10 protein-coding genes and 1 rRNA gene are annotated in these 11,839 nt (G+C 36.1%); 4 read left to right on the top strand and 7 right to left on the bottom strand.

The features are described 5' to 3' along the window. The 7 genes from J7Q84_RS17080 to dnaA form a co-directional block, all read right to left on the bottom strand. A 16S ribosomal RNA gene (locus J7Q84_RS17080) occupies positions 1-66 on the bottom strand; the annotation flags it as partial. A gap of 354 nt (positions 67-420) precedes the next feature. Then, positions 421-2,886, bottom strand: coding sequence for a DNA gyrase subunit A (gyrA, locus tag J7Q84_RS17075; RefSeq protein ID WP_209096317.1), 2,466 nt, complete (start codon positions 2,884-2,886; stop codon positions 421-423). Between the two features lie 90 nt (positions 2,887-2,976). Next, complete coding sequence (gene gyrB / locus J7Q84_RS17070; RefSeq protein WP_209096319.1) at positions 2,977-4,893, bottom strand: DNA topoisomerase (ATP-hydrolyzing) subunit B; 1,917 nt, start codon at positions 4,891-4,893, stop codon at positions 2,977-2,979. A 62-nt stretch (positions 4,894-4,955) separates the two neighbouring features. Further along, positions 4,956-6,065, bottom strand: coding sequence for a DNA replication/repair protein RecF (gene recF / locus J7Q84_RS17065; protein ID WP_209096315.1), 1,110 nt, complete (start codon positions 6,063-6,065; stop codon positions 4,956-4,958). A gap of 15 nt (positions 6,066-6,080) precedes the next feature. Then, positions 6,081-6,293, bottom strand: coding sequence for a S4 domain-containing protein YaaA (gene yaaA, locus J7Q84_RS17060; protein ID WP_209096314.1), 213 nt, complete (start codon positions 6,291-6,293; stop codon positions 6,081-6,083). Positions 6,294-6,423: 130 nt separating this feature from the next. Beyond that, positions 6,424-7,569, bottom strand: a complete 1,146-nt coding sequence (gene dnaN, locus J7Q84_RS17055; protein WP_209096311.1) for a DNA polymerase III subunit beta — start codon at positions 7,567-7,569, stop codon at positions 6,424-6,426. Between the two features lie 187 nt (positions 7,570-7,756). After that, complete coding sequence (dnaA, locus tag J7Q84_RS17050) at positions 7,757-9,103, bottom strand: chromosomal replication initiator protein DnaA (protein ID WP_209096309.1); 1,347 nt, start codon at positions 9,101-9,103, stop codon at positions 7,757-7,759. Positions 9,104-9,735: 632 nt separating this feature from the next. Between dnaA and rpmH the strand changes: the two genes are divergently transcribed. From rpmH to jag, 4 genes are all read left to right on the top strand, one after another. Next, positions 9,736-9,870, top strand: a complete 135-nt coding sequence (gene rpmH, locus J7Q84_RS17045) for a 50S ribosomal protein L34 (RefSeq protein WP_209096307.1) — start codon at positions 9,736-9,738, stop codon at positions 9,868-9,870. A gap of 74 nt (positions 9,871-9,944) precedes the next feature. Continuing rightward, positions 9,945-10,286 (top strand): ribonuclease P protein component, encoded by a 342-nt coding sequence (rnpA, locus tag J7Q84_RS17040; RefSeq protein ID WP_209096305.1) that lies wholly within the window; start codon positions 9,945-9,947, stop codon positions 10,284-10,286. A 39-nt stretch (positions 10,287-10,325) separates the two neighbouring features. Then, complete coding sequence (gene spoIIIJ / locus J7Q84_RS17035) at positions 10,326-11,099, top strand: YidC family membrane integrase SpoIIIJ (protein ID WP_209096303.1); 774 nt, start codon at positions 10,326-10,328, stop codon at positions 11,097-11,099. Beyond that, the gene (gene jag, locus J7Q84_RS17030) at positions 11,096-11,713 is read left to right on the top strand and encodes an RNA-binding cell elongation regulator Jag/EloR (RefSeq protein ID WP_209096302.1); all 618 of its coding nucleotides are present in this window, start codon (positions 11,096-11,098) and stop codon (positions 11,711-11,713) included. Before spoIIIJ ends, jag begins: the two co-directional genes overlap by 4 nt. Positions 11,714-11,839 lie beyond the last annotated feature (126 nt).

Here is an 11,839-nt window from a genome sequence, read left to right as displayed (position 1 = left end):
CTCGACTTGCATGTATTAGGCACGCCGCCAGCGTTCGTCCTGAGCCAGGATCAAACTCTCCATAAAAGTGTTTGACTTGCTCATTTAAAACTTGACGTTTGTTTCTTGTTTTGTTCAGTTTTCAAAGTTCATGTATCGCTCATCAGCGACTTTAATAATATAACATATATCTTTATTTGGCGTCAACATTTTTTAGTAGATTTTAATTCTTTTTTGTTATTCGCCTTACTGCCTTAGTTAGTATATATTCTTTCCTCTTGAAACACAAGTAGTTTTTCAAGAAAACAAACCAGGTTTCGCCCCCTCTTCTAAATCCTAGAAGCAATAACTCAAATACACCAGAAACAACAAATCTTATAAAACTTTGCCCTTCCCTTAATTTAACCATAACAATAAAGGAGGGGCTTTAAAGCCCCTCCTTTATTGTTCAATATATTCTTCTTCTATATCTATATCTTCTTCTTTTTGTGTTTTTGCTACCGTAGCAACCTCTTGTTCCCCTTCTAAGCGGATTAGACGGACCCCTTGTGTGTTACGGCCCATTTGTGAAATTTGATGAACAGGAATACGAATTAATACACCAGATGCAGTGATTAACATAATATCTTCTTCACCGCTTACCGATTTTACAGAAATCAACTTTCCGTTTTTGTCGGTAATATTACAAGTTTTTAACCCTTTTCCGCCTCGACTTTGGATACGATATTCTTCTACTGGTGTACGTTTGCCATAACCATTTTTTGTAACTATCAAAACATCCATATCGTCTTCAGCTATTTCCATGCCTACAACTTGATCATCTTCATCGAGTGTAATAGCTTTTACTCCCGTTGCAGTGCGCCCCATGGAGCGTACATCTTTTTCATGAAAACGTATAAGCATGCCATTACTTGTGCCAATTATAATATCTTTATCCCCTGCCGTAAGACGAACTGAAATTAATTCATCTTCATCTCGCAATGTCAAAGCGATTAATCCGTTATTACGAATATTTGCAAAAGAAGATAACGGACAGCGTTTTGCAATACCGTGTTTAGTAGCAAAGAATAGATAGGTTTCATTAGAAAATTCACGGATTGGAATGATGGCATTAATCCATTCACCTTTATCAATCTCTAGCAAATTAATAATTGGAATTCCTTTTGCTGTACGACTGTATTCCGGAATCTCATAACCTTTCGTCCTATATACTTTTCCTTTATTTGAAAAGAAAAGTATAGTGTCATGAGTTGATGTTGTTAACAGATGTTCTACAAAGTCATCTTCATTGGTACCCATTCCTTGTACTCCACGTCCACCTCGGTTCTGACTTCTATAAGTAGAAGCAGGCAATCGTTTAATATATCCGTTATGAGTCAGAGTGATGACAATATTTTGCTCTGGGATCAGGTCTTCGTCTTCAATAAACTCTGCTCCGCCTGGCACAATTTCAGTTCTGCGTTTATCGTTAAAGCGTTCTTTTATTTCAATTAATTCATTTCGTATAATCTCTAATACTTTTTCATCGTCTGCTAAAATAGCACGAAGTTCGGCAATTAAGCTTAAAAGTTCTTGATACTCAGCTTCAATTTTTTCACGTTCTAGGCCTGTCAAACGCTGCAAGCGCATATCCAAAATTGCTTGAGCTTGTTTTTCACTTAACTTAAAATGCTCCATCAACCCTTGACGTGCAATATCTGTTGTTTGAGAGCCTCGAATTAACGCTATAATTTCATCAATGTGGTCTAGTGCTATTCGAAGTCCCTCTAATATATGCGCACGTGCTTCTGCTTTTTCAAGCTCAAATGCTGTTCTTCTTCGAATGACAACCTTTTGATGCTCTAGATAGTGATATAGACACTGCTTCAAGTTTAATACTTTAGGTTCACCATCTACTAAAGAAAGCATATTGATACCAAAGCTTGTTTGTAATGCTGTTTGCTTATATAAATTGTTTAGCAACACATTTGCATTAGCATCACGACGTACTTCCATAACAATTCTCATGCCATTACGGTCTGATTCATCTCGTAAGTCTGTAATACCTTCAATCTTTTTATCACGTACAAGCTCAGCAATTTTCTCGATGAGCTTAGCTTTATTAACTTGGTATGGAAGCTCGTTTACAATAATAGTCTGCTTTCCATTAGCCTTCTCTTCGATTTCGACTTTCGCACGAACTATAACAGTACCTCGACCCGTTTCATACGCTCGTCTAATGCCACTTTTCCCTAATATTTGCCCTGCAGTAGGAAAATCTGGCCCTTGAACATATTCTATTAATTCTCCAATAGAAATGTCTGGGTTTCTACTTAAAGCAAGAACCCCATCAATAACTTCTCCCAATTGATGCGGGGGAATATTTGTCGCCATTCCTACGGCAATTCCTGTCGCACCATTGACTAATAAGTTAGGAAACCTTGCCGGAAGGACAACCGGCTCTCTTTCAGCTCCGTCATAGTTATCTTGATAATCAATTGTATCTTTATGGATATCCCGGATTAACTCCATGGATATTTTAGACATTCTAGCTTCCGTATAACGCATAGCCGCTGCTGCATCTCCATCAACTGAACCAAAGTTACCATGACCATCAACTAACATATAGCGCTGGTTAAAAGCTTGTGCCATACGAACCATAGTATCGTATACTGCTGAATCACCATGAGGGTGATACTTTCCAATAACTTCCCCAACGATACGGGCTGACTTTTTGTAAGGTTTATCTGCTGTCATTCCAAGATCGTTCATTGCGAATAATATTCTTCTGTGCACAGGTTTTAGACCATCGCGCACATCTGGCAATGCACGAGATACAATAACACTCATCGCATAATCTAAGAAGGATGTTCGCATTTCTTGACTGATATTTATTTCTCTGATTTGAGCTTTTTGGTTGTCTGACATTCCTCAGCACCTCCTCTTACATTTCCTAAAGAATAAGAAATTCCTAATCCTGATATGTAGAAAACAGGAATTATAAAATTCCTGTCACCATTAGATATCTAAGTTCTTTACATACCTTGCGTTTTCTTGGATAAAGTTACGACGCGGCTCTACTTTATCTCCCATTAATGTTTCGAATGTTTCATCGGCTTCAATTGCATCTTGTAACGTTACTTGAAGAAGCGTGCGAACTTCTGGATTCATTGTTGTCTCCCACAATTGTTCTGGATTCATTTCTCCAAGACCTTTATAACGCTGAATACCTGGCTTTGGTTGAGATGGGAGCTCAGCCAATACTCTTTCTAACTCCTTATCGTTATAAACATAGTTTATCTTTTTGCCTTGTTGTACTTTATAAAGCGGGGGCTGTGCAATATAAACAAACCCATGCTCAATAATTTGACGCATATAACGATAAAAGAAGGTTAATAATAGGGTACGAATATGTGCACCGTCCACATCCGCATCTGTCATAATAACAATTTTATGGTAACGTGCTTTATCAACTTCAAAGTCATCACCAATTCCTGTTCCAATCGCAGTTACCATCGCTCGTACTTCATTATTAGATAAAATTTTATCTAATCTTGCTTTTTCTACATTGATAATTTTGCCTCTTAGAGGAAGAATAGCTTGAAAATGACGATCTCTCCCCTGTTTAGCAGAACCACCTGCAGAATCACCTTCTACAATATACAGTTCACTAATAAAAGGATCTTTCGAGGAACAATCAGCTAATTTTCCTGGAAGACTTGATATTTCTAGGGCATTTTTTCTTCGAGTTAATTCTCTGGCTTTTTTTGCAGCCATACGCGCTCGTGCTGCCATCATGCCCTTGTCTATAATTTTTCGAGCGACTGAAGGGTTCTCCAGTAAAAACTTTTCAAATGCCTCTGAAAAAACGGATTCAGTAATGGTTCTTGCTTCACTATTTCCAAGTTTTGTTTTTGTTTGGCCTTCAAATTGAGGATCGGGGTGCTTAATAGATACGATAGCCGTTAACCCCTCACGTACATCTTCCCCCATTAAGTTACTTTCGCTTTCTTTGATGAGGTTGCTTTTTCTTGCATAGTCATTAATAACCCGTGTCAGTGCTGTTTTAAACCCAACTTCATGCGTGCCGCCTTCATACGTATGAATGTTATTAGCAAAAGAGTATATACTGCTCGTATATCCCTCGTTATACTGCAGAGCTACTTCTACATAAATACCGTCACGTGCTCCTTCGACGTAAACAGATTCTTCATGAATAGCTTCTTTCGTGCGATTTAAGTGCTCCACATAAGATTTAATTCCACCTTCATAATGAAATTCTCTCTTACGCTTATTTTCACGTTTATCTTCAATTGTTAATTTGATTCCGCGATTTAAAAAAGCGAGCTCACGTAAACGATTTGCTAATATATCAAAGTCATATTCTGTTGTTTCAGTAAAAATTTCTCGGTCAGGTTTAAAATTAGTTATTGTACCTGTATGATCCGTATCGCCAATGACTTTTAAATCTTCAACTGGGATCCCTTTTTTATATTTTTGGTAATGAATCTTCCCGTCCCTATGTACAAATACTTCTAACTGGGACGACAAAGCATTTACAACAGATGCGCCTACTCCATGCAAGCCGCCTGATACCTTATAACCGCCTCCACCAAACTTTCCACCAGCATGAAGTACAGTCATAATTACTTCAACCGCCGGTCGTCCCATTTTTTCTTGGATCCCTACAGGAATACCTCGACCATTATCCTTAACTGAAATGCTGTTATCTTCTTCAATGATGACGTTCACTTCATCACAAAATCCTGCAAGAGCTTCATCGATACTATTATCTACAATTTCCCAAACAAGATGATGAAGACCTTTTGCATTCGTTGAACCGATATACATTCCCGGGCGTTTTCGAACGGCTTCTAGACCTTCTAACACCTGGATTTGACTCTCATCATATGTTTGCCCTTGTTTTTGTTCCATCGTCATACCAATCACCTACTCTTCCTTTTACCAAACACCTTGTACCTAATTTTTATATTTTATTAAATTTTGATTTTTCCATTCTCCACACGAATTGTTTTTGCTTGCTTTAATGTATCGTGTTCAATTCCCTCTACACTCGTTGTAGTTACAAAAGTCTGTACTTTTCCTTGAATGGTATTTAGTAAGTGAGATTGACGATAATCATCTAATTCAGATAACACATCATCAAGTAAAAGAATTGGATATTCTTTCACTTCAGACTTAATAAGTTCAATCTCAGCTAATTTTAAGGAAAGTGCTGTTGTTCGCTGCTGCCCCTGGGAGCCAAACACTTGAACATTTTTATCGTTTACGAAGAATTGCAAATCGTCTCGATGAGGACCAATTAGTGTAGTGCCCCGGAAGAATTCACGTTGCTTAATAGATTGGAAATTTTTATAGTATACTTCTTTCATTTTCGACAAATCCATTGATTCTGATACATCAGCGCTTGGTTTATATACAATTTTCAGCTCTTCAAGCCCTCTGCTTATCCCACTATGAATGGGTCCAGCCCATTCTTGCAGTAATTTCAAGAATTCAAAACGCTTTTGCAGAATTTTCACCCCATGCTCAATCAACTGAATAGTAAAAATATCGAGCATTGTATCATTTTTTTTCTCGCCCTGCATAGTTTTCAATAAATGGTTACGCTGAGTCAATATTTTTTGATATTGGCTCAATTCATATAAATAAATAGGTGCAATTTGTCCGAGCTCCATATCAATAAAACGTCGCCGCACTTGCGGACTCCCTTTTACTAAATTTAAATCTTCTGGAGCAAACATTACGACATTCATCTGTCCAATATATTGACTAAGTTTTTGCTGTTCAAGGTGATTTAATTTTGCTTTTTTCCCTTTTTTAGACATTATAAGTTCCAAAGATATAGAGGTATTCTTTTTTTGCAGTTTCCCCTCTATTTTACCATAATCACAGTCCCAGCGTATAAGTTCACGATCATTTGAAGTCCGATGAGATTTTGCCATAGCTAAGACAAAAATGGACTCCATTAAATTAGTTTTCCCCTGCGCGTTTTCTCCTATAATCACGTTCACTTTATCTTCAAAGGCGAGCTGCAGGGCCTCATAATTACGATAATTTTTTAATCCTAGTTCTTGAATATACAAAGGGATTCCCCCATCTTATGCTTCTACAATATAAGTACCAATATTTTTAATTTCTACTGTATAGCCAGAAAACAGCTTTCTCCCTCTTCTATCTTCAAGTTCGCCATTTACAAATACTTCATATTCCTGTAAAAACCATTTTACTGCTCCACCAGTATCAATCACATCTGCAAGCTTTAAGAATTGCCCTAGTGTAATGTATTCCGTCGAAATTTGAACTTTTTTCATAAAAATTCGCTCTCTTTCCAAAGATTCATTCTTTAATTATACTAAAAAATGGGTATTAAGAAAAGTATACCGATTATTGTCACTAAAAGGAAAAAAGCTACTAGCTTAGAAATACTAGCAGCTTTGGTTTTTAGTATGTTCGTACAGGTAAAATAAGTTGCACAATTGTATCATCTTCGACTGTGCGAATTAAGAATGGTCTCATAGCTCCTGTAAAGCTAATTTTAATTTCAGTGCTGTCTAACGCTTTTAAAGCATCCATCATATATTTTGCACTAAAAGAGATTTTTAACTCTTCCCCTTCAATCAATTCACATTGTACTTCTTCTACTACTTTTCCGATTTCTGGTGAATTAGACGATATTTCAAGCATGTTACCTTCTAAGGTTGAAAGTTTAACCACATTATTTCTTCCGTCTCTTGCCAAAAGAGAAGCACGATCAATTGCTTGAAGAAACTCTTTTGTGTTAACAAAAATATCAGTTTTACTGTCGGTTGGAATTAATCTAGATGTATCTGGATAATTTCCCTCTAATAAACGAGAAAAGAATAATAAATGCTTTGTTCGGAATAATACTTGGTAATCTGTAATAACGATATCTACCATTTCTTCTGAGTCGTCTAGAATTTTACTTAATTCATTTAAGCTTTTACCAGGAATAACCACATTTGCTTTAAACTCCGTTGGAATATTCTTTCCTTCCACTTTGGCCTTCCGTAATGCTAAACGATGACTATCTGTTGCAATACAAATGAGTTCACTGTTATACACTCCCCAGTTTACACCTGTCAAGATTGGGCGAGTTTCGGAAGTTGATACAGCAAATACAGTTTGACGGATCATATGCTTTAATAAATCTGTTGGAAGCCTAAAGACATAATGCTCCTCGATTTGAGGTAGATGTGGATACTCTTCTGGATCTAGTCCATTAAGATTAAATTCAGATTTTCCCGATTTTATTTTTGTCATGAAATGTGTTCCAACTTCAATTTCTACAGTATCTTTTGGAAGTTTTTTTACAATTTCACTGAAATACTTTGCTTGTAATACTATACTTCCTGTGCGTTTAATTTGAGCAATTTCTTTTCCATCTTCTTCTACTGGAATATAGGATTCAATAGAAATATCAGAATCGCTTCCCGTTAGTGTTATACCATCTTCTGTGGCTACAATTTTAATCCCTGTTAAGATAGGAATCGTTGTTCTTGAGGAAACGGCCTTCATTACATCTTGTACACCTTGAACAAGATATTCCTTTTGAATAGTAAACAACATAATTAAAAACCTCCTGTTAAAGAGTATAAGTAAATTCTATTATTTTTATTAAAAATAAAAAAATATAGTAGTAATAGTAATAGGGCTTGTGGAAATGTGGATAACATGGATTTAGCTAAGGAAAAACAGTCTATCAACATGTGGATAGACTGTGTGCAAAATAAGGAAAGTTATTCACATTATTCTATTAGCCTTTTAACAATTCATTGATGTCTTCTATCTGCCTCTGAAGCTGGTTGTCCGTTTTTAATAGATTTGAAATTTTTTCATGTGCATGGATAACAGTAGTATGATCGCGACCTCCAAATTCTTCTCCAATCTTTGGGAGCGACGAATCTGTAAGCTCACGCGATAAATACATAGCGATTTGCCGCGGAAATGCTACTGATTTTGTCCGCTTTTTTGCTTTAAAATCTTCAAGTTTAACTTGGTATACTTGCCCAACAGCCTTTTGGATTTCATGAATAGAAATAATACGCGGCTTTGAACTTGGAATAATGTGTTTTAATGCTTCTGCTGCTAAATCGGCATTAATATCTTTATTAATTAAAGATGAATAAGCAACAACACGAATAAGAGCACCTTCTAATTCCCGAATATTGGAGTCAATTTGATTTGCGATATATAACATGACTTCATTAGGAATATCTAATCCCTCCGCCTTCGCTTTTTTACGTAAAATAGCAATCCGCGTTTCTAAATCAGGAGGAGTAATATCTGTAATTAATCCCCATTCAAAACGAGAACGAAGGCGATCCTCCAGTGTTGGAATCTCTTTTGGAGGACGATCACTAGAGATAACAATTTGTTTACTTTCTTCATGAAGAGCATTAAATGTATGGAAAAACTCTTCCTGCGTTTGCTCTTTTCCTGCTAAAAATTGAATATCATCAATAAGAAGTACATCAACATTCCGGTATTTATTTCGAAAATCTACTGCTTTATTATCGCGAATGGAGTTAATAAATTCATTAGTAAACTTTTCAGAAGATAGGTATACAACCTTCGCATTTGGATTATGTTCAATTACATAATGACCGATTGCATGCATAAGGTGAGTTTTTCCTAACCCTACACCTCCATATATGAATAACGGATTATAAGCTTTCGCAGGAGCTTCCGCTACCGCTAAAGATGCTGCGTGAGCAAAGCGGTTTCCAGATCCAATAACAAATGTATCAAAGATATATTTTTGATTTAGCATACTTTGCGGAAAATGATTTGGCTCATCATTCATCATTTTTGTCTTTTTTGCAGGCATATAGTCAAACTCTTCTTCGGATTGACTTTGCGGTATGATAAAACGTATATCAAGCTCTGCTCCTGTAAGATGATGCAGAGTTTCTGCAATTAAGCTTGAGTAATGAGACTCCAGCCAATCTCGTGCAAATTCATTAGGTGCGGTAATCGTTAATACATCCTTTTTTAAGGAATGTGCTTTTGTAGATTTAAGCCACGTTTCATAACTGGGTTTACTCACCTTTTTTTCAAGTTCTTTTAAGGCGCCGTTCCATAAATCAGTGATGTTTTCCAATGATGTCCCTCCTTTTTAAAAAAGTCAAAAGAATAAAAAATAAGGAAATATGTCTAATTTTGATATTTTCTTGATAAAAATCAACGTCTATATTCATTGTTTAACTTTTGTATAATCAAAAAAAGAGTTCGTGCATATTCATACAAAAACCTTCAAAGTGCTGTTTTATTATATCAAAAGTGATAGAAAGTTTTCGACAAAAAAATAATTTGTGGAAAACTAGTTGTGCACAGTTGTTTAAAAATGTCCACAAGTTATACACAAACTGTGGATAAAATATATGGAGTAACTATTTATCCAAAAGTGAAAACAAAAATATAATATCAAAAAAAGATGGTAATAGCAATGAGTTTAAAATGGTTATCCACAAAAATAATAAGGTGTGGAACAAACTTGTCCACACATAGATATACTGTGTGAAAGTGAAAAAATATACTGTGGATACTGGTTGAAATATGTTTTTATTGTCCACAATTTATAGAGAGATCTGTTAGAAAAAATGTGGATTAAAAAAATGAATGATTTACGCATAGAAATATTAATTGATGAAGAAGCATTGACATTTTGCAGGTAAATTAACTATAATTTATAGGACTGTCTTTAATAGTTATTCCTCAGGGAGGTGTCATAGAATGAAAAGAACGTATCAACCAAATAAACGTAAGCGCAGCAAGGTACATGGCTTCCGCAACCGTATGAGCACAAAGAACGGACGCAAAGTTTTAGCTGCTCGTCGTCGTAAAGGAAGAAAAGTATTATCTGCGTAGGCCACTGAACGTTCAGTGGTCTTTTTTCTAGCAGTACGAATGTTTCCGTGCGGAATACAGGAGTGTTAAAAAGGATGAAGAAAAAGAATCGTGTAAAGAAAAATGAAGAATTTCAAGCTGTGTTTCAAAAAGGAAAATCGAGCGCTAATCGCCAATTTGTTTTGTATCGGCTTGATAAGCCAGATCAACCTTATTTTCGTATTGGTCTTTCGGTCAGCAAGAAAATCGGAAATGCTGTGACAAGAAATTTGATTAAAAGGATGATCCGTCAAGTTTTTACGGAGTTAAAAGATAAAATAGATTCTCACAAAGATTTTGTTATAATAGCAAGGAAGCCATGCACGCAATTAGAGTATGAAGAGTTTAAAAAGAGTTTAATACATGTGCTAAAGAGGTCTGGAATAACAATTGATTAGGATAAGCAGTACAGTTACATATAAAAGGAGGAAAAGGCTGTGAAAAAGAAAATAGGTTTACTGGTCATGTTAATTGCGCTTATGGCAATTATTAGTGGCTGCAGCCAAGTACATCAGCCGATTACACCAGAGAGTAAGGGTATCTGGAATCAATATTTTGTATATCCGCTTTCTTGGTTAATTACATTTTTTGCAGATGTATCTGGCCAAGATTATGGACTAGCTATCGTCATTGTAACACTCATCATACGGTCTGCTTTGTTACCTTTAATGATCAAGCAGACAAAAAGCACAAAAGCAATGCAAGCACTGCAACCTGAAATGGTGAAGCTTCGGGAAAAGTACGCATCAAAAGACCAGGCAACTCAGCAGAAATTACAACAAGAAATGATGCAGCTGTATCAAACACACGGGGTAAACCCCTTAGCAGGATGTTTGCCGATTTTTATTCAAATGCCTATACTAATTGCTTTTTACCATGCTATCATGCGTACAACAGCTATTGCGGAGCATAGCTTCTTATGGTTCGACTTAGGAGAAAAAGATCCGTATTATATTTTACCGATTATAGCCGGTATTACGACATTTATTCAGCAAAAGCTTGCTATGGTTGGATCTGCGGGACAGAACCCTCAAATGGCTATGATGCTTTGGCTTATGCCGATTATGATTCTTGTATTTGCAATTAATTTCCCAGCAGCTTTATCACTTTATTGGGTAGTCGGGAACATTTTTAGTATTGCACAAACATATTTTATTAAAGGTCCTGAAATCAAAGCTGCTACCGGAAAAGCAGGAGGGGCAAACAAGTGAACATAATTACTGCTAAAGGACAAACGGTCGAAGAAGCAGTTCAATCAGCATTGAGTCAATTACAAAAATCAAAAGCTGAAGTTGAAATTCGTGTAGTAGAGGAAGGAAAAAAGGGTTTTCTGGGTTTAATTGGAAATCGACCTGCCATTGTGGAAGTTATGGTAAGAAAAAACCCTGTGCAGGAAGTAGAATTATACTTAAAAAGTATTTTTAAAGAAATGCAAGTCGATATTAAAGTTGAAACGATAGACAAAGGACGAGATGTGACGTACCTTCTTTCTGGTGAAAAGGTAGCTCTTTTGATTGGAAAGAGGGGAGGAACATTGAATTCTCTTCAATACTTAGCACAATTGGTTGCGAATAAGTATACTAAACACTATATTAATGTTGTAATCGATGCTGAAAATTATCGTGAAAAACGAAAAGGAACATTAGAGATTTTGGCCCAAAAGCTTTCTAGACAAGTGAGCAGAACAAAAGAGCCAATTTCATTAGAACCAATGCCTTCTTTTGAAAGAAAAATTATTCACCAAATTCTTTCAGGGCATCCTTCTGTTACTACAACATCTGCAGGAGCAGAACCACATCGCCACGTGGTAATTTCTCCCAAATGAACAAAAGCTGATAATTCACTGACTGTGATTATCGGCTTTTTTTTAATGATTTTAATTGTGGATAAGCGTATATGGCATAAACTTATCCACAGAGGATAAGTTTATGCCATATACGCTGAGGATATA

It is taken from the genome of Bacillus sp. 165, from assembly GCF_017742235.1.
Taxonomy (GTDB): Bacteria; Bacillota; Bacilli; order Bacillales; family Bacillaceae_G; genus JAGHKQ01.
This window is presented reverse-complemented; position numbering and strand designations above follow the sequence as displayed.